The 18678-nt window shown below is 68.4% G+C and carries 15 protein-coding genes; 7 read left to right on the top strand and 8 right to left on the bottom strand.

The window, feature by feature from the left end; all coding sequences use genetic code 11:
- Position 1: 1 nt before the first annotated feature.
- On the bottom strand, positions 2–889 hold the full coding sequence (locus tag SHTP_RS06285; protein ID WP_012393095.1) for an alkaline phosphatase family protein: 888 nt from the start codon (positions 887–889) through the stop codon (positions 2–4).
- 91 nt (positions 890–980) lie between these two features.
- Between SHTP_RS06285 and upp the strand changes: the two genes are divergently transcribed.
- A complete protein-coding gene (gene upp, locus SHTP_RS06290) occupies positions 981–1604 on the top strand; it encodes a uracil phosphoribosyltransferase (protein ID WP_015354800.1) in 624 nt (207 codons plus the stop codon).
- A 1-nt stretch (position 1605) separates the two neighbouring features.
- On the opposite strand, the gene SHTP_RS06295 is transcribed toward upp, so the two are convergent.
- Both SHTP_RS06295 and SHTP_RS06300 read right to left on the bottom strand, forming a co-directional pair.
- Complete coding sequence (locus tag SHTP_RS06295) at positions 1606–3186, bottom strand: phospho-sugar mutase (RefSeq protein ID WP_096370087.1); 1581 nt, start codon at positions 3184–3186, stop codon at positions 1606–1608.
- Complete coding sequence (locus SHTP_RS06300) at positions 3176–3997, bottom strand: purine-nucleoside phosphorylase (RefSeq protein WP_096370088.1); 822 nt, start codon at positions 3995–3997, stop codon at positions 3176–3178. The genes SHTP_RS06295 and SHTP_RS06300 overlap by 11 nt, the downstream gene beginning before the upstream one ends.
- A gap of 82 nt (positions 3998–4079) precedes the next feature.
- Here SHTP_RS06300 and SHTP_RS06305 point away from each other — a divergent pair, with 82 nt between their 5' ends.
- The 3 genes from SHTP_RS06305 (at position 4080) to SHTP_RS06315 (ending at position 7426) form a co-directional block, all read left to right on the top strand.
- Positions 4080–5261, top strand: coding sequence for a M20 family metallopeptidase (locus SHTP_RS06305; protein ID WP_096370089.1), 1182 nt, complete (start codon positions 4080–4082; stop codon positions 5259–5261).
- Positions 5258–6427, top strand: a complete 1170-nt coding sequence (locus SHTP_RS06310) for a M20 family metallopeptidase (protein ID WP_096370090.1) — start codon at positions 5258–5260, stop codon at positions 6425–6427. Before SHTP_RS06305 ends, SHTP_RS06310 begins: the two co-directional genes overlap by 4 nt.
- Before the next feature lie 111 nt (positions 6428–6538).
- On the top strand, positions 6539–7426 hold the full coding sequence (locus tag SHTP_RS06315) for a type IV toxin-antitoxin system AbiEi family antitoxin (protein ID WP_096370091.1): 888 nt from the start codon (positions 6539–6541) through the stop codon (positions 7424–7426).
- A gap of 91 nt (positions 7427–7517) precedes the next feature.
- Here the strand turns inward: SHTP_RS06315 and SHTP_RS06320 are convergent, their stop codons facing one another.
- Positions 7518–7997, bottom strand: a complete 480-nt coding sequence (locus tag SHTP_RS06320) for a gamma-glutamylcyclotransferase family protein (RefSeq protein ID WP_011740604.1) — start codon at positions 7995–7997, stop codon at positions 7518–7520.
- A 141-nt stretch (positions 7998–8138) separates the two neighbouring features.
- On the opposite strand from SHTP_RS06320, the gene SHTP_RS06325 reads away from it, so the two are divergent.
- Positions 8139–9551: an NAD(P)H-quinone dehydrogenase gene (locus tag SHTP_RS06325; protein WP_096370092.1), complete on the top strand. Its 1413-nt coding sequence runs from the start codon at positions 8139–8141 to the stop codon at positions 9549–9551.
- An 84-nt stretch (positions 9552–9635) separates the two neighbouring features.
- Positions 9636–11393, top strand: coding sequence for a glycerol-3-phosphate dehydrogenase/oxidase (locus tag SHTP_RS06330; RefSeq protein ID WP_096370093.1), 1758 nt, complete (start codon positions 9636–9638; stop codon positions 11391–11393).
- Positions 11394–11406: 13 nt separating this feature from the next.
- Here the strand turns inward: SHTP_RS06330 and SHTP_RS06335 are convergent, their stop codons facing one another.
- Positions 11407–11589: a hypothetical protein gene (locus SHTP_RS06335; RefSeq protein WP_020727309.1), complete on the bottom strand. Its 183-nt coding sequence runs from the start codon at positions 11587–11589 to the stop codon at positions 11407–11409.
- A 211-nt stretch (positions 11590–11800) separates the two neighbouring features.
- Between SHTP_RS06335 and SHTP_RS06340 the strand changes: the two genes are divergently transcribed.
- Positions 11801–13345 carry an FMN-binding glutamate synthase family protein gene (locus tag SHTP_RS06340; protein WP_096370094.1) on the top strand — a complete coding sequence of 515 codons (1545 nt, stop codon included), beginning with the start codon at positions 11801–11803 and terminating at the stop codon, positions 13343–13345.
- Positions 13346–13352: 7 nt separating this feature from the next.
- Here SHTP_RS06340 and SHTP_RS28605 read toward each other — a convergent pair whose 3' ends face one another.
- The 3 genes from SHTP_RS28605 to SHTP_RS06350 all read right to left on the bottom strand — a co-directional run bounded on the left by SHTP_RS28605 (position 13353) and on the right by SHTP_RS06350 (position 18588).
- Complete coding sequence (locus SHTP_RS28605) at positions 13353–13646, bottom strand: three-helix bundle dimerization domain-containing protein (RefSeq protein WP_231991714.1); 294 nt, start codon at positions 13644–13646, stop codon at positions 13353–13355.
- A gap of 1 nt (position 13647) precedes the next feature.
- Positions 13648–13992 carry a DUF5994 family protein gene (locus tag SHTP_RS28610; RefSeq protein ID WP_231991303.1) on the bottom strand — a complete coding sequence of 115 codons (345 nt, stop codon included), beginning with the start codon at positions 13990–13992 and terminating at the stop codon, positions 13648–13650.
- A 132-nt stretch (positions 13993–14124) separates the two neighbouring features.
- On the bottom strand, positions 14125–18588 hold the full coding sequence (locus SHTP_RS06350; protein WP_096370095.1) for a cation-translocating P-type ATPase: 4464 nt from the start codon (positions 18586–18588) through the stop codon (positions 14125–14127).
- Positions 18589–18678 lie beyond the last annotated feature (90 nt).

Below are 18678 nucleotides of genomic sequence, written 5' to 3' on the forward strand. Positions count from 1 at the left end.
GTTAGCCGCCCCAGATATCAGCGATGACCGGGGCGTTCGCCGCGAAACCCGTCTTGGGCAAGCCGTACATCTGCTCCAGCGTGGAAAGCACGTTGTAGTGGCTGATGGTCTGGTTGTAAGTGCCCGGCCGTACGTGTGCGCCGTAGAACACCGTGGGAATCTGGTTGCGGCTGCCGCCGTCGTCCTCATCCCACGTCACGATCAGCAGGCTGTTGTTGGATCGGGCCCAGTTGGCGTACGGCGACAGTTGACGGTTCAACCACTCGTCAGCTGCCGCGATGGTGCCGTCGTGCATGTTGTTATCCCCGTTGGGGATGACGAAGGACACCGTGGGCAGCCTGGCGTAGTCCGCCGGCGTCGGAAACGCGGAGAAGGGCATCGACAGCGTGGCCGGAACATTGCTGAAGTTCACCCAAGGCGCATGCTTGCGCCCGTACTTTCCGGCGCTGCAGACCGTCGAACCGACTTCGGGCAGGCTCTCGGCGAAACCTACGAACGTGTGGCCCGCGGCGAGCAACTCCGAAGCCAGGTTGGGCGTGCTGCCCGCATTGACCGGACACGTGTTCTTCTTCAAGCCGAAGGTGGTACCGGCGAACAAGGCCAGGTAGTTGGGTTCGCTGGGGTGCGTTTCGGCGAACGACTGCGACATCATCGCGCCATTGGCGGCCAGCGCATTGATGAACGGGGCCGCCTTGTTGCCAATGATGTTGGCCTGCGAATGGTTCTCCTCCACCACGACCACCACATGTGAGAACGCCGGCAACGCAGTGGCGGTCAGGTCGATACGCGGGGGAGCGTCGCTACCGTGGGCCGGTAGGGATACCGCCACCGCGCCGAGCACCGCCAGAGCTCGAAATGTACTGGTAAAACGCTGTTTCAGGCCACACACGCCCGGAGTATATGGGCGGCTCGGCCTCGGCGCCGCGAGGAGGGGGAGCGTGTCAGCGGCTTGAATCCGATTGTTATATAGGGTCACCCATGTGGAAGTCCACGTCATTGATCACCCGCTGGCGGCGGCCCGCCTGACCGCGCTGCGTGACGAACGCACCGGAAACGCTGCTTTCCGCCAGGCCTTGCGTGAGCTGACACTGGTACTGGTCTATGAGGCGACCCGCGCAGCGCCCACCGAATCCGTCGCTATCCGTACACCGCTTGCGGCCACGACAGGCCTAAGACTGGCCAACCCCCCGCTTCTGGTTCCGGTGCTGCGCGCCGGACTGGGCATGGTCGACGAAGCGCATGCGGCGCTGCCGGAGGCGCGGGTCGGCTTTGTCGGTATCGCCCGCAATGAGCAGACCCACCAGCCCGTCCCATATCTTGAATCGCTGCCCGACGACTTGTCCGGGCTACCCGTAATGGTGTTGGACCCGATGCTGGCCACCGGCGGATCGATGACCTTTACCGTCGACTTGTTGTTGTCCCGCGGTGCGACGGACATCACGGTGCTGTGCGTGGTGGCGGCGCCGCAAGGCGTCTCGGCGCTCGAGAAGGCGGCACCGAACGCGCGGCTGTTCACGGTAGCCATCGATGACGGGCTCAACGAGGAGGCGTATATCGTGCCCGGGCTCGGCGATGCCGGCGACCGCCAATTCGGTCCGCGCTGAACTACCAACCGCTGACCGTGGAAGCCAGCTCACGACGCAGCTCCTGGGCCCGTTGACGGGTGGCCGCCAAGTCGCCGGCTACTTCGCACCGAACTTCGATGTAGCACTTCAGTTTCGGTTCGGTGCCCGACGGCCGCACGACCACTCGCACCGAGGTGCGGTCGTCCCCGCCGGCGAAGATCAGCGCGTCGGTGATGTCGGTCACGGTTGCGGTGAAACCGGCGAGCCGTTCCGGCGGGGATTCACGCAGCCGACGCATCAGTGCCGCGGCCTGGTCGGCATCGGCAACCCGGCGCGCTACCGCGCCAACCTCGTGGACTCCGTACCGGTGGGCGAGGTCGTCGAGGACATCGGGAACCGATCGGCCCTGCCGCTCGAGGCTGGCCACCAGATCGCACGTCAAGACGGCGGCGCTGATGCCGTCTTTGTCCCGCACGGCGGTGGGGTCCACACAGTGCCCGATCGCCTCCTCGTAGGCGTACACCAGGGTGCCGGGCCGGTCGGCATCGGCGCGGGCCAGCCATTTGAAGCCGGTGAGGGTCTGCACGTGGACCACGTCGTAGTCCGCGGCGATAGCGGCCAGCATCCGCGACGAGACCAGCGTGCTGGCCACGATCCAGTCGCCAGGCGGTTGCTTCGAGAGGATGTAATCGCCCAGCAGCCAACCGGTTTCATCGCCCGATAGCATTCGCCAGCCGGAGGACGTCGGTATCGCGACCGCGCATCGGTCGGCGTCGGGGTCCAGCGCGATTGCCACGTCCGCCCGCACGCCGGCGGCCAGCTCCAACAGCGCATCGGTCGCGCCCGGCTCCTCCGGGTTCGGGAATGCGACGGTGGGAAAGTCCGGATCGGGCTCGAACTGTGTCGCGACGGTATGCACGTCGGTGAAGCCGGCCCGACGCAGCGTCGCCACGGCAACCGTGCCGCCCACCCCGTGCATCGGGGTCAGGGCGACTCGCACCGAACCGGCGCAACGGCGGATCCCGGCCGCACGCGCGATGTAGTGCTCAACCAGATCGGTGCGAGCGGGTGTGACGGGTTTGCGGGCGATCTGGTCGGCCGGCGGAGCGGCGGCCATCGCGGCCTCGATCTTGCGGTCGGTGGGGGAGATGATCTGGATTCCGCCATCGAGGTAGACCTTGTAGCCATTATCGGTGACCGGGTTGTGTGACGCCGTGATTTGGATGCCGGCCACCGCGCCGCTGTGACGTACGGCGAACGCGACTATCGGTGTGGGTAGCGGCTCGGGCAGCAGCACCACCTGGAATCCTTCGGCGGCAAGTACTTCGGCTGTCGCAGTGGCGAAAGACGCCGAGCCGTGACGAGCATCACGTCCGACGATCACTGTCGCGGGCCCCGCCGGGGTCTGCTCGGCGAGCACCCGTGCCACCGCCCAGGTGGCGCGCAACACCACCGCGAGGTTCATCGCGTCCGGCCCGCCGCGCACCGGTCCGCGCAGCCCGGCAGTGCCGAAGGCCAGCGGCCGGGCGAACCGTGCGGCAAGTTCTTGGGCGTCACAGGCCGCCAGCTCGGCGGCGGTCACCGGGTCAGGATCGTGCGCGATCCACTCCTCAGGCGTCACTGTTGCGTAACTCGGCGATGACGGTGGCTAGCAGTGAGCCGATCCGCGACGCCGACGCGGCGCCCGCCGCAAGCACCTCGGCGTGGCTCAGCGGCTCACCGGTGATCCCGGCGGCCAGGTTGGTCACCAGCGAAACACCGAGCACCTCGGCCCCCGCCGCGCGGGCGGCAATGGTCTCGTGCACCGTCGACATGCCGACCAGGTCGGCGCCCAACACCCGCAGCATGCGGATCTCGGCGGGTGTCTCGTAATGCGGCCCCGGCAGGCCGGCGTACACGCCTTCGGCCAACTCGGGGTCGGCTTGCCGGGCGACCGCGCGCAGCCGCGCCGAGTAGGCGTCGGTCAGATCCACGAACTGCGCCCCGACCAGTGGCGATCGCGCGGTCAGGTTCAGGTGGTCGCTGATCAACACCGGCTGGCCGACCTGCATGTCCGGTCGCAACCCGCCGGCCGCGTTGGTCAGCACCACGGTCCGCGCGCCCGCCGCGCACGCCGTTCGCACCGGGTGCACCACATGGCGCAGGTCATGCCCCTCGTAGGCGTGAATGCGGCCCGCCAGTACCAGCACCCGGTGATCGCCGACGGGCACCGACAGCAGCTCGCCCGCGTGCCCGGCCGCGCTCGGCGGGGTGAACCCGGGAACTTCGGTCTGCGCCAGCACGGCGGTCGGGGATCCCAGCGCGGCGATGGCCGCCGACCATCCGGATCCGAGAACTACCGCGACGTCATGCTCAGCGATCCCGGTGCGCTCGCCGATGACCTGGGCCGCGCGGCGTGCGAGTTCGTCGGGATCGGGCTGGGGGCCAGTCACACTGGGGAGCCTAGCGAGTGTGGCCGGGCGTTGAGATGGCTGTTGTGCGGGGCCGGGCGCGCGTCGATGAGATACTGCCAGAATGCCCGCACTCGTCTTGGACACCGTCGAAGAGTTGGTGCGACGGCGTGCCGGTGATCTGGTCGAGCTCTCCCACGCGATCCACGCCGAGCCGGAGTTGGCCTTCGCCGAGCACCGCAGCTGTGCCAAGACACAGGCGCTGGTGGCCGAACGCGGCTTCGAGATCACCCGGGCCGCCGCGGGGCTGGACACCGCATTTCGGGCCGATTTCGGCGATGGACCGCTGGTGGTGGGAATTTGCGCCGAATATGACGCGCTGCCCGAAATCGGGCACGCCTGCGGGCACAACATCATTGCGGCATCGGCGGTGGGGACCGCGCTGGCCCTGGCGGAAGTCGCCGACGATCTCGGTCTGACGGTCGCATTGCTGGGCACGCCGGCCGAGGAGTCCGGCGGTGGCAAGGCACTGATGTTGGACGCCGGGGTATTCGACGACATCACGCTGGCCCTGATGGTGCATCCGGGGCCCACGGACATCGCCGGCGCTCGATCCCTGGCGTTGTCCGAGGTCACCGTGCGTTACCGGGGTAAGGAATCACACGCCGCCGTGGCGCCGCACCTGGGGGTCAATGCTGCCGACGCCCTAACCATTGCGCAGGTGGCAATCGGATTGCTGCGGCAGCAACTGGCGCCGGGGCAGATGACCCATGGAATCGTTATCGACGCAGGTCAGGCGGTCAACGTAATTCCCGGACACGCGATGATGCAGTACGCGATGCGCGCGGTCGAGTCGGAATCGCTGCGCGACTTGGAGGGCAGGATGTTTGCTTGCTTTGCGGCGGGGGCGCTGGCCGCCGGATGTGAATACGACATCGATGCGGCCGCACCCGCATATGCGGAATTGAAACCCGACCACTGGCTGGTCGAGGTGTGTCGAGAAGAGATGCTTCGGCTTGGGCGCACCCCGGTGCCGGCCAGCGTCGAGGAGGGGCTGCCGCTGGGCAGCACCGACATGGGCAACGTGACACAGGTGCTGCCGGGCATCCATCCGGTGATCGGTGTCGACGCCGGCGGGGCCACGGTGCACCAGCGCGCCTTCGCGGCCGCCGCGGCCGGTCACAGCGCTGACCAAGCGGTCGTCGACGGCGCAATCATGCTGGCACGCACCGCGGTCGCGCTGGCCGAGAATCCGGACCAGCGGGACCGAGTGCTGGCCGCCCAGCAGCGCAGGGCGGCGTCATGAGCCTTGTCGACACCGCTGAATCCTGGCTGGCCGCGCACTATGACGACCTGGTCGGCTGGCGCCGGCACATCCATCGCTATCCGGAGCTGGGCCGCCAGGAGTTCGCCACCACCCAGTTTGTCGCCGAACGGCTGGCCGACGCTGGGCTCAACCCCAAGATATTGCCCGGCGGGACGGGACTGACCTGCGATTTCGGTCCCGAGCATCAGCCCAGGATCGCGCTGCGTGCCGACATGGACGCGCTGCCGATGGCCGAGCGCATCGGTGCGCCGTACGCCTCGACGATGCCCAACATCGCCCACGCCTGCGGGCACGACGGCCACACCGCGATTCTGCTGGGTACCGCGCTGGCGTTGGCGACGGTGCCGGAGCTGCCGGTCGGGGTGCGTCTGATATTCCAGGCCGCCGAGGAGCTGATGCCCGGCGGCGCCATCGACGCGATCGCGGCCGGAGCACTGACCGGGGTGTCACGGATCTTTGCCCTGCACTGCGATCCCCGGCTCGAGGTGGGCAGGGTTGCGGTGCGGCAGGGGCCTATCACCTCGGCGGCCGACCATATCGAGATCACGCTGTATTCACCCGGTGGGCACACGTCGCGGCCACACCTGACCGCCGACCTGGTCTACGGGCTGGGCACGCTGATCACCGGGCTGCCCGGCGTGCTGTCGCGGCGCGTCGACCCCCGTAACAGCACCGTCCTGGTCTGGGGGACGGTCAACGCGGGCGTGGCGGCCAACGCCATTCCGCAAACCGGCGTGTTGGCCGGCACCGTTCGCACCGCCAGCCGGCAGACCTGGATCGATCTGGAAGAGATCATCCGTGAGTCCATCACTGCGCTGCTGTCGCCCTTGGCGATCGAGCACACGCTGCAATACCGGCGCGGCGTTCCACCTGTGGTCAACGAGGAAGTCTCGACCCACATCCTCACCCACGCCATCGAAGCCGTCAGCCCGGATGCGCTGGCCGATACCCGCCAGTCAGGCGGCGGCGAGGACTTCTCCTGGTACCTCGAAGAGGTCCCGGGTGCCATGGGGCGTCTGGGAGTTTGGTCCGGCGACGGACCGCAGCTGGACCTACATCAGTCGACGTTTGACCTCGATGAGCGGGCACTGGGGATCGGCGTGCGCGTGATGGTCAACATCATCGAGCAGGCTGCGGCGTTCTAACCGCTCGCGAGGGTGCGTGTCTGGACAACGACACGCCGGTATTGCCGGCATTATGCGCACGCTCGTCGTGGTGAATTGTGGGCCCGTCAGTTGCGCCTCGACGATGGCCCCATGCACGCAGAGCTCGCCCGGTTGCTCGACGCCCAAGGCGGGGTGGCGACGTCCGCCCAGGTACTGACGTTCCTGACCCGGCGCGGGCTGGAAGCCGACCTGAAAAGCGGGGTACTGAGCAGAGTTTGGCATGGCATTTATGGCCGCGGTGAGTTGACCAGTGGGCTGCGGCTGCGCGGAGTGGACCTGGTAGTCGGCACACCGGTCGCCGCATGCCTGGGGACCGCCGCCGCGGCCTACGGCTTTGACACCGAGCAAACCGGGGATCTGCATGTGCTCAATCCCGAGGGGCGGCAATTGCGATCCACCGACGGCCTGACCGTGCACCGGCGCGCCGGTGCACCGTTGACTCGCCTCGCGGGGCGAGAACTCAGGACGCCGGCGTGGACGGCGATAGAGGTCGCCCGGGGGCTGCGTCGGCCGCGAGCGTTGGCGACACTGGACGCCGCCCTGCGCAGCGGGACATGCGACCGTGACGACCTCGACCGAGCGGTCTGTCTGCAATCCGGCCGGCGCGGCGTCGTGGCCGTGCGCGAGTTGCTCGCCTTGGCGAGTCCGCTGGCGGAGTCGCCGATGGAGAGCGAGACCCGGCTGGTGATGATCGAAGGCGGACTACCCGCGCCAGTGCTGCAATACGAGCTGGTCGGCTCCGACGGCCGGCGCTGGCGACTGGATTTCGCGTGGCCGGGTCTGCGGGTCGCGGCAGAGTACGACGGCGTCGACTGGCATAGCGGGCCGCAAGCGTTCCTGCGGGATCGACGGCGCAGTGCGGCGCTGCAGGAGGTGGGGTGGGTGATAGTGCCCATCGTGGCCGGCGATGTCAGGCATCGGCCGGCCGAACTTGTTCAGCGGCTGGCCGGGGCGCTGGCCCGGGCTCAGGCCGCCTGATGGGCTCGCGAGGGTGCCCAAATTGCCGGCCGCAACGGCGTGTCGGCGTGCAGACACGCACCCTCGCGGCAGAGGGTGACGCAACCCCCGGCTAGGTTCCGGTCCCCGGGCCGATGTTGCGGGCCGGCCGGGTACGCAAATCGTGCACATAATCGCTTGGTGCGCCCGCGATCTCGGCGGCATCGGCCATCACGCCCAGGTAGCGCGCCGACGGCAGACCGCCCTCCCAGGCGTCGAGCACATACAGCCAGGCCAGGACGGGATCGGTGGTGGTGTCCGAGGACAATCGCTCCACCCGGCAGCGGATCTTCTGGTGGATGCCGAACTCCGAGCCCTCCCAGTGGTCGAGGTTCTTCTCGTCGGCCGGTGTCATGTCGTAGAGCACCACGAACACCTTGGAGTCGGGATCCTCGACGACGGTGGCCAGGGCTCCTTCCCAGCCGATGTCCTCGCCGCCGAAGGTCAGCCGCCACCCGGGCAACCAGCCGGTTCCGGCCATCGGGGAGTGGGGTGCACGCATGAGCATCTGATCGGGATGCATGTTCGATCCGTACGCGGCGTAGAGCGGCACGCAGAAATCTTAAACGTCACGTAAACGGATGCGGCTCATCCCTGGGTGTGATGCTTGGCTCTTCATGCTCAGGCGCGCCCGGTCGGGCTCTCGCGGCGGCACGCGAGGCAGTTCTGAGCCCCTCAAGCTAGGTTATTGCGTGTGGTGACCCGCATCGTGATCCTCGGTGGAGGCCCAGCCGGTTACGAAGCTGCGCTGGTGGCCGCCACCTCACACCCCGAATCAGCCCAAGTCACAGTGATCGACTCCGACGGTATCGGTGGTGCCGCCGTTCTGGACGACTGTGTGCCGTCCAAGACGTTCATCGCGTCCACCGGCCTGCGCACCGAGCTGCGAAGAGCGCCTCACCTGGGCTTCCTCATCGACTTCGACGAGGCGAAAATCTCGTTGCCCAAGATCCACGCCCGGGTCAAGGAGCTGGCCGCGGCGCAGTCGGCGGACATCACCGCCCAGCTGCTCAGCGTGGGCGTGCACGTGATCGCCGGCAAGGGCGAGCTGCTCGACCCCGCACCCGGCCTGCGCCACCGCGTCAAGGCGACGGCCGCCGACGGCACCACCAGCGAGCACGACGCCGACGTCGTGTTGATCGCCACCGGAGCGAGCCCGCGGATCCTGCCGTCGGCGCGACCGGACGGCGAGCGCATCCAGACCTGGCGGCAGCTCTACGACCTGGACGCGTTGCCGCAGCACCTGATCGTGGTGGGCTCGGGGGTGACGGGCGCGGAGTTCGTCGACGCCTACACCGAGCTGGGTGTGCGGGTCACGGTGGTGGCCAGCCAGGATCACGTGTTGCCCTACGAGGACGCCGACGCCGCACTGGTCTTGGAGGAGTCGTTCGCCGAACGTGGCGTCCGACTGTTCAAGAACGCCCGCGCCCAGTCCGTCACCCGCACCGAAAACGGGGTTCTGGTGACCATGACCGACGGCCGCACCGTCGAGGGCAGCCACGCGCTGATGACGATCGGGTCGATCCCCAACACCAGCGGCCTCGGCCTGGAGCGCGTTGGTATCGAGCTCGGCCCGGGCAACTATCTGAACGTGGACCGGGTGTCGCGCACGTCGGTGCCCGGCATTTACGCCGCGGGTGACTGCACCGGCCTGCTGCCGCTGGCCTCGGTCGCCGCGATGCAGGGCCGCATCGCGATGTACCACGCGCTGGGCGAGGGCGTGAGCCCGATCCGTTTGCGCACGGTTGCGGCGACGGTGTTCACCAGGCCCGAGATCGCCGCCGTCGGCGTGCCGCAGTCGGCGATCGACAACGGTTCGGTGCTTGCCCGCACCATCATGTTGCCGTTGCGGAGCAACGCCCGGGCCAAGATGTCGGAGGTGCGGCACGGTTTCGTCAAGGTCTTCTGCCGGCGGTCCACCGGTGTGGTCATCGGCGGCGTGGTGGTGGCGCCGATCGCATCCGAGCTGATCCTGCCGATCGCGGTGGCGGTGCAGAACCGGATCACGGTCAACGAGCTGGCCCAGACACTGGCCGTCTACCCGTCGTTATCGGGTTCGATCACCGAGGCCGCTCGCCGCCTGATGGCCCACGATGATCTGGACTGAAGCCCAACTACTGCCACGCCCCACCAATTAGCCTTGTGGTGCACCTAACGCCTACTGACAAGCAACCGACAGGAGTTCATTGTCGTGAGCAATCCGACCGACGCATCGCAGCGTGACCAGACCGGGCCCGCCGATTCGCTGGGGCCCGAGCAGCGCGCGTTGGCCTGGGAGCGGCTCGGTGCCGAGCAGTTCGATGTGGTGGTTATCGGCGGCGGGGTAGTGGGCTCCGGGTGTGCGCTGGACGCCGCCACCCGCGGGCTGAAGGTGGCCCTGATCGAAGCCCGCGATCTGGCCTCTGGCACGTCGAGCCGTTCGTCGAAGATGTTCCACGGTGGACTGCGTTACCTCGAACAACTGGAATTCGGCCTGGTGCGCGAAGCCCTTTTCGAGCGGGAGCTGTCGCTGACCACGTTGGCGCCGCATCTGGTCAAGCCCCTGCCGTTTCTGTTCCCGCTCACCAAGCGTGGCTGGGAACGTCCCTACATTGCCGCCGGGATCTTCCTCTACGACCGCCTCGGCGGCGCGAAATCGGTTCCCGCGCAGAAGCATTTGACCCGTGCCGGCGCGTTGCGGCTGAGCCCGGGCCTCAAACGCAGCTCCCTGATCGGCGGTATCCGCTACTACGACACCGTCGTCGACGATGCCAGGCACACCATGACGGTCGCTCGTACCGCGTCGCACTACGGGGCGGTCGTCCGTTGTTCCACCCAGGTGGTAGCGCTGCTGCGCGAGGGCGACCGGGTGGTCGGGGTGCGGGTGCGCGATTCCGAGGACGGCTCGATCACCGAGGTCCGCGGGCACGTGGTGGTCAATGCCACCGGGGTCTGGACCGACGAGATTCAGGCGCTGTCCAAGCAACGCGGGCGATTCCAGGTTCGAGCGTCCAAGGGTGTGCACGTGGTGGTGCCCCGGGACCGCATCGTCAGCGACGTCGCGATGATCCTGCGCACCGAGAAGTCGGTCATGTTCATCATTCCGTGGGGAAGCCACTGGATCATCGGGACTACCGACACCGACTGGAACCTGGACCTGGCCCACCCCGCGGCCACCAAGGCCGACATCGACTACATCCTGGGAACGGTCAATGCGGTGCTGGCCACGCCCCTGACGCATGCCGACATCGACGGCGTGTACGCCGGTCTGCGGCCGCTGCTGGCCGGGGAGAGCGACGACACGTCCAAGCTGTCGCGCGAGCACGCTGTGGCGGTACCGGCGGCAGGGCTGGTGGCCATCGCCGGCGGCAAGTACACCACCTACCGGGTGATGGCGGCCGACGCGATCGACGCCGCCGTGCAGTTCGTTCCGGCCCGGGTGGCGCCGTCGATCACCGAGAAGGTCAGCCTGCTGGGCGCCGACGGTTACTTTGCGCTGGTCAACCAGGTGGAACACGTCGGCGAGATGGTCGGCCTGCACCCCTACCGAGTGCGTCACCTATTGGACCGCTACGGATCGCTGATCAACGAGGTGCTGGAACTGGCGGCCGACGATCCGGACCTGCTGACGCCCATCAAGGAGGCTCCTGGCTACCTCAAGGTGGAGGCCCTCTACGCCGTCACCGCCGAGGGCGCGCTGCATCTGGAAGACATCCTGGCCCGCCGCATGCGAGTCTCCATCGAGTACCCGCACCGAGGTGTCGATTGCGCCCGTGAGGTGGCCGACGTGGTCGCACCGGTGCTCGGGTGGGCCGTCGAGGACATCGAGCGAGAAGTCGCGAACTACAAGGCGCGGGTGGAAGCGGAGGTCTTGTCGCAGGCCCAGCCCGACGACGTATCGGCGGACATGTTGCGGGCCAGCGCACCCGAGGCGCGTGCCGAGATCCTCGAGCCGGTGCCGCTGAATTGAAACTAGCTGGACCTCAACACCGCTCGGCGCCGCGAGCCATGAGCATCGGGTCGTCCTCATCGCTGGCGGCCGGGGTCAGCTTGCTGGCGACCGCCGCCAACGCCGAGCGCACCGCCTCGCGAGATCGCGCTGTCAGAACGGCCGCGGCTCGCACACCGTCGGGCCGCATGTTGATGTGATCGGGCAACGACACCATTGGCCTCCTTCGTGGGAAGAGGACACCTGCGGCCCGGGATTTAAGGCCAGCGGCCCCGGTTCGCCGTCGAACCGTCACCCGGCCGCTGGTAGATCACGTTATTCATCGGTGACGTCAAATCCGACATTTGCGCGTCAAATCCACGTGAACAAATTTCTCCTGGGGATCAGCAAGGGGCAAACATGGTGATGACGACGAACCCGGGTTCGGCATGAAGCCGCGATCGGTGGCGGCGGTGCTCGGCGGCGGTATGGCCGGGGTAGCGGGCTGGGATCTCTGGCAGCGCCGGCACGCCATCCTGCGCAACTTCCCGATCATCGGCCATCTGCGCTTTCTGCTCGAAGCCGTTGGACCGGAGTTGCGCCAATACATCGTCACCGACAACAACGAAGAGCGGCCCTTCAGCCGTGACCAGCGGCGCTGGGTGTACACGTCATCTAAATTTACCAACCGATACTTCGGATTCGGCACCGACAACGACCTGGAGCGGGCCCACAACTACCCCATCATCAAGCACGCGGCATTTCCGGTATCGGCCCCGGACGGCGAGCCCGCTCATCCGGATCCCGCCGTCGCGCTGCCGGCGGCAAAGGTGCTTGGTGGCGCCCGCGGGCGTGCCAAAGCCTTCCGGCCCTCGTCTTTGGTCAAGATTTCCGGGATGAGCTATGGCGCGCTCGGTGGCGCGGCCATCAGCGCGCTGAATCAGGGCGCGGGGATCGCGGGCGCCCTGCACACCACCGGTGAGGGCGCGGTGTCGCCCTATCACCTCAACGGTGGCGACCTGGTATGGCAGATCGGCACCGGATACTTCGGCTGCCGCAGCGACGACGGGACGTTCAGCCTGTCGCGGCTGATCGATCGGGTGGCCGCCACGCCCTCGATACGCGCGATCGAAATCAAGCTGAGCCAAGGCGCCAAGCCGGGGCTGGGCGGCATGCCGCCCGGCGCCAAAGTCACCGCGGATATCGCTGCCATCAGGGGGATTCCGGTCGGAGTGGACTGCAAGAGCCCCGCCGGACACTCCGCGTTCGCTGACATCGACGGGATGCTCGAGCTGGTGGAGACCATCGCCGATGCGACGGGTCTTCCCGTCGGCATCAAGTCCGCCGTCGGCGAAGGGTTGTTTTGGCCCCAGCTTGCCGCGCGGATGGCACGCACCGGTCGCGGTGTCGATTTCGTGACCGTCGACGGCGGAGAGGGCGGCACCGGCGCGGCCCCGCTGGTCTTCAGCGACCATGTCGCCCTGCCCTTCAAATGGGCCTTCCCCAGGGTGTTTCGCGCCTTCGCCGAAGAGGACCTGCACCACGACGTGGTGTTCATTGGCTCCGCCAAGCTCGGTATCCCCGAGAACGCGCTGCTGGCCCTGGCGATGGGCGCCGACATGATCAACGTCGGACGGACCGCCATGTTCGCCATCGGTTGCATCCAGGCTCAGCGCTGCCACACCGGCCGATGCCCGTCCGGCGTGGCCACCCAGTCGGCGTGGTTGCAGCACGGTCTGGACCCGGCCCTCAAAGCGGTGCGCTGTGCCAACTATCTGGCCACGCTGCGCTTCGAGTTGCTGTCTTTGGCCCGGGCCTGCGGCTACGTACACCCCGCCCTCGTCCCGTTGCAGGCGATCGAGCTTCTCGACGTGGATCTGCAGACGGTGCAGGTCGACGACTTGTTCGGCTACCAGCCCGGTTGGGGCATACCCAGCCCCGCTGACGTGGCGGCGATCACGGCTCTGATGACCAAGGCGAGCCCGCCCCGATAGGGACGGTTCAGCGGCTGTTCGCCGGCTCGGGTGAGCGTTCCAGCAGCGGCGAGCGCGTCGCACCACGGGATTCGATCATGCGATTGCGCACGATGTGCTCGACCAGGATCGGAACGAACGTTTGCACCGGCGCATCGACGAACTGTGCTGCGGCCTCTTCACACCACCGGTTGATCTGGGCGGTCCGCTGATCGTCGTCGAGCCCCTCGTGGCGGGCCAGCTTGTCGGCGACGTCGGCTACGTTGCGCTCCACCAGGGAGCGGCCCGCGGGCGGGCTGCCGGCGCCGGTATCGACCCGCACCTCATCGAGGGTCCGCTGCGCACTCTGGTCGCTGGCATCCGGTGAGATCACCCGCAGCGTCAGATGGTGACCGGTCTTGGCCGATCAGGATGAGACTGGCCGGGTCGTCGCTGCTGAAGCCCAGCAATTCGACAGTGTGACCGGCGATCTCGGCCACCGTCGGGGTCTGTTCACACCCATTGCGGTGGTAGCTGACCATCACGATCGGTCCCAGGCGTTCGGTAATCGAGGCAACCAGGCCCGGCAGCTCGTCCACCAACTGCCTCGACCGCGGCCACCACGCGCCATCGACATGTTCCAAAGCAGGCCGAAATGATCTCAGCTGCAAGCGAGTTTCGCGCTCCATCCCAACCACCCGTCGGTTGACTGTGCGGGTTGTCAGCCAACCCGTCGGACCCCGAATCAAAAACTACGGGCGTAGGGAACGCCCTGCGACTCGAAAGCTCGACGTCGGGGTAGCGGCTGAACGAACATTTGGTTACGTGGGCGCCCCGGCTTCGCGTTCCTGCACCGTTGCCTGCCCATCGGCGGTGACGCTGATTAGGCGCTGAGCTTGCCGCGACACCCGCATGAGCAGTTCGGGTGCGATGACCGACGCCGAACCCGCCACCGCGGCGGCCAGCAGCGCCTGACCCCAGGCCAACGGGCCCACCGGGGTGCAACCGAACAGGTGACTGAGGCCCGGGGTGGTCACCACCACCACGAGCACCCCGAAGGACCCGACCGTGGTCAGCACCACCAGCGGGCCGTGCGAGTCGGCCACGGTCTGCGTGAGTTGCGTGCCGACCAAACCGATCAGCGCGACCGTCGCCGCCCGGCGCCGGGTGCCGGTCGCGCTGGCCATCAGCCACGCCAGCATGGCGCCGGTCGTGGTGGAGGCGCCGCGTATCCCGATCGCTCGCCACATGGCCGCCTCGTCGCGTTCCACCTCGACGTTGCTGGTTTGGGGACTGACGGCCAACGCCGCCGCCGGCAGCGCATCGGTAAGCATGTTGACCAGCAGCATCTGCCGCGCATTGAACACCGAGCAGCCGGTCAGCAGCGTGGTGATCAGCGCGAACGACACCTCGCCGAGGTTGCAGCCCAACAGCACCGAGACCGCCGAATGCACGCGACGCCACAGCTGTTGGCCTTCGTCGAGAGCCTCCAGCAGCGCGTCGATCCGTCCGTCCAACAGCACCACATCGGCCGCCGTCCGGGCCGCATCGCTGCCGCGGGCGGCCATCCCGATACCCACGCTGGCCGCTCGGATCGCGGCGGCGTCGTTGACCCCGTCGCCGACCATCGCGGTAACCAGCCCGGCGCGCTCGAGAGCCTGCACCACCTCCACCTTGTGTTCGGGCGACATCCGGGCAAAGACCAGCCGTGATGCGACCACCGTGGCCCGCTGGTCGGCCGACAGCGCTTCCCATTCGGCGCCGGTGATCACCTCGGAGTCGGTGACGTCCAGTCCGAGCTCCTGGGCGGTTGCGGTGGCGGTGGCGGGGTGGTCGCCGGTGATCAGGCGGACCCCGATATCGCGGTCGGCGAGCCCATTGAGCACGGACTGGGCCGTCGGCCGGGGAGTGTCGGCCAGGCCCAGCAGACCGACCGGCGTGAGTTCGGACTGGCACAGGGATTCCAGCAGATCGGGATCGGCGGCGGCCGCGGTGGCTTGCTCGGGGCGCAGCTGACGCTCGGCCACCGCCAGCACCCGCAGGCCACCGGTGGCCATCTCGTCGATCTGCTTGGTGAAGGGGTCCGCGGCGGCCTCGGGGGCCCGCCGCAGCGCCGCCGAGAGCACCTCCGGTGAGCCCTTGATGGTCAGTCGGGTCCCGGCCAGGGCGGCGGCAAACGGGCGGCCCGACTGGAACGGCAGGAACGCGTCACGGGAGAGCCGCGGTTGCGGCTGGGAACCGTCGCCGCGAACCGCGGGGTCGTCGGCGGCCTGGAATATCGCGTCGTCGGTGGCATGCTCAACCCGGTGGGTGTGCCTGGAGTAGGTGGTGCTCAGCGCGGCATCCAACACCTGCCCCGGGGTGAAACCCGGCGCCGGGCGCACCGTTTTGACCTTCAGCCGGTTCTCGCTCAGCGTTCCGGTTTTGTCGAAGCACACCACGTTCAACCGGGCGAGCGCTTCGATCGAGTGGGCATTGCGGATCAGCACGGATTCGCCGGTGAGCCGGCGCGCCGCAGCGAGCTGGGCCAGCGTCACCACCAGCGTCAAGCCTTCCGGCACTGCCGCGACGACCAGGGTGACCGCACTGGCCACCGCCTCTCGCAGCGGAGTGCCGCGCGACATGCTGAGCAGCCCGACCAGGCCCCCGCTGGCGACGCTGAACGGCAACGCGCGCCGGGTGATTCGGCTCAACTGCCGCTGCAGGCCGATTTCCCGGGACTTGCGCGGGGCCATCGCCAGCGCCCGGCGCATCTCCGAACGCGAACCGACTGCGGTGACCACGGCCACCGGCGTGCCCGCCACCATCGTGGTGCCGGCATAGAGCATGCAGGCCCGCTCGGCCAGCGGGGCGCCCGGGGTGGGCTCGGTCTGCTTGGAGACCGGCAGCGACTCGCCGGTCAACGTCGACTCATCGACCTCGACACTGGATGCGTGCAACAGCCGGGCGTCGGCGGGCACCACCTCGTCGGTGTGGACTTCGATGATGTCGCCCGGACGCAGCCGCTTGGCCGGAACCTTCTCGCGGCGCTGGTCGTCGAGCGGGCCAAGTCGTCGCCGCGCGGGTGGATCCTGCACTGCCAGTAAGCGATTCAGGATGCGCTCGGCGTGCAGTTGCTGCTCGGCCGACAGCGCGGCATTGAGCAACAGCACACTGCTGACCAGGAAGGCATCCAGCGGAGAACCCAGCAATGCGCTGGCGGCGGCGCCGGTGGCCAGCATCGGGGTGATCGGATCGGACAGATCGTCGCGCATCTCGGCGGCGAAATCACGAACCAGGCGCAACGATGCGGCGGTGCCGCGGTGCACCATCCGAATCGGCGGCAACTTCTCCCATCGGTTCTCCGCGTCACGACGGTCTTCTTCGGCCGGACGCGGCAGCAGCCGCCGCACCTCCGCGATGGGCAGGCTGTGCCAGTCGTGGCCGGCTTCGGGCTCCGGCACCGTATCGTGAAAAACCTTGGTGCCCGAGCGGAATCCCAGATACAGGCTGACCGCCATGCCGACATTGACCGACGCCGAACCGCGCCCCGGCACACTGGGAATCAGCATCAGCGCGCCGATCGCCGAAGCCGACGCCGACAGGCGGATGGCGCTGTCGGTGGCGGTGCGCGCCGCCGGCAGCGCGTGCAGCACCCGCCAGGCGCCGGTCAGGTCCGAAACCAGGACATCGGCGCCCCACGGCGGCGGATGGCGCGCCCGGAGCACCCCGATGGTGACGTCGGACCGGTGCTCGGCCTGCAGCGCCGAGGTGGTCAACAGCGCCACCGTGGCCCCACCGGCTTTCAGCTCGGCAAGCGCGGCCGCCATCGCATCGTCGATCGACTCGGCCGAGGGATAAAGGTGGTCGAATCCTTGCGCCAGAGAACGTAATCCGTCATCCTCCAGGGAAAAGACCCGAGGGCGCGCGCGGCGTGCTTCGGTGGTCACCGCGGCCGCGTATGGGTCGCGAACGGGGCTGATCAGGGCCCGGCCGGTCCGCCCGGCTCCCGGGATGTCAGCCAGGTGGTGCCATCCGGGGGCCAGCCGTTGGTCGTCGAGGGCGGCCGCGACCGCCTCCCAGGCCTTGCCGCGCGCCGAATTCTGTACTCCCAAGACGCGGCTGACCGTCAACTCGTCGGTGTAGAGGGCGCGCGGATCGATCATGATCGCGTCGACCCGGTCGAGTGCCCGCAGGGCGCGGGGGCGCAGCACCAGCGCGTCGTGCTGGGAGGTCAGGCCGTTGCTCAATGCGTAGCCGAACGCTTCGCGCACGGTGCGCAACGGCTTTGGGACCGCGGCCAGGGCGGCGGCGCCGGCCGCGTCCGGGTTACGTGACAACAACCCGACCACGGCGGCGGCGCCGAGACCGGTCAAACCGATCCGGTTGGCGTAGCGTTCCGCGGGTGCATCGGGCGGACTCGAGATGCGCTTTGGTGTTGCCGCGGTAGCGTCCGGGGTGGCGTAGCTGCCCAGGCGCGGCTCGTGCCGAAACCAGGTGGACCGGCCGTTCCACGCCTCGGCGGCGAGCATCGCCCGGGTGGCGGCTTCGGCGGCGGCGGCCGTCGGCGACAGCGTCAATGCGGCCGTGGTGGCATTGACGACGCCGAACAGGACGTCGGTGCCCTCCGGCCCGAGCCGCTTTTCCGGTTCACGCCGTAGCCGGGGCAGGTGGTCGATCAGCGTCGGGGGTACCGCGACCAAGTCGGGCAATCGGGGCAGCCGCAGCAGGCTGCCGGTCAGCGAAAGGCCAAGGCCCATGGTGGCGGCCCCGGCCGCGATCATGCGGCCCATCAGCACCACGTCGTCGCCCGGCAGGCCGGTCGGCTGCTGCCCGGTTGTCCGGGTCCGATGGCGCCGCTCGGCAGCGGCGACGATCCGGCACAGTTGCGCCGTCGAGGGCCCCTCGGCCTCGGCATCCAACGTGACCACCAGCCGTGCCAGGGTGCGATTGAGGAATGCGGTGTGCACGCCCGGTGTCTGGCGCACGGCCGCCAGTACGTCGCCGGCGATGGCCGCGGCGTCGTCGCCGCTCAAGCCGCGCACCTCGATCCAGCGGCGCCGACCATTGGTGCTGCAGCGCCGTGCCGGTGGGCCGCCCATCGCCTCGACCGCCACGCCCGCCGCCGCCCGGGCCAAGGCCGGCACATCGGGGGTGGCGCGGGCCAAGGACTTTCCGATGCTGGCCGCAACGTTGCCGCCCAGCAGAGCCGTGCTGCCGGCGGTGGCCGCCAGCAGGGCTCCCGCCCGCAGCGGCGCCGTCACCAGGCCGAAACCGGGCAGATACCGCGTGATCGAGTTGTTCACGTTACCTAGCACCGATTCCCGATTGGTCTGTCAAGAACTTCCGAGCGGTCTGGCAGCCTCCCCGGTCGCACCACACTCGAATGCGTTAGC

The organism is Mycobacterium ulcerans subsp. shinshuense (assembly GCF_002355775.1).
GTDB classification, from domain to species: domain Bacteria; phylum Actinomycetota; class Actinomycetes; order Mycobacteriales; family Mycobacteriaceae; genus Mycobacterium; species Mycobacterium marinum.

Bases quoted from the DNA above. Each gene is read 5' to 3' on its own strand.
- SHTP_RS06335 (WP_020727309.1), bottom strand. From the start codon at position 11,589: ATGGTGTCGTTGCCCGATCACATCAACATGCGGCCCGACGGTGTGCGA.
- SHTP_RS06305 (WP_096370089.1), top strand. From the start codon at position 4,080: ATGCCCGCACTCGTCTTGGACACCGTCGAAGAGTTGGTGCGACGGCGT.
- SHTP_RS28610 (WP_231991303.1), bottom strand. From the start codon at position 13,992: ATGGAGCGCGAAACTCGCTTGCAGCTGAGATCATTTCGGCCTGCTTTG.
- SHTP_RS06340 (WP_096370094.1), top strand. From the start codon at position 11,801: ATGAAGCCGCGATCGGTGGCGGCGGTGCTCGGCGGCGGTATGGCCGGG.
- SHTP_RS06310 (WP_096370090.1), top strand. From the start codon at position 5,258: ATGAGCCTTGTCGACACCGCTGAATCCTGGCTGGCCGCGCACTATGAC.
- SHTP_RS06315 (WP_096370091.1), top strand. From the start codon at position 6,539: ATGCACGCAGAGCTCGCCCGGTTGCTCGACGCCCAAGGCGGGGTGGCG.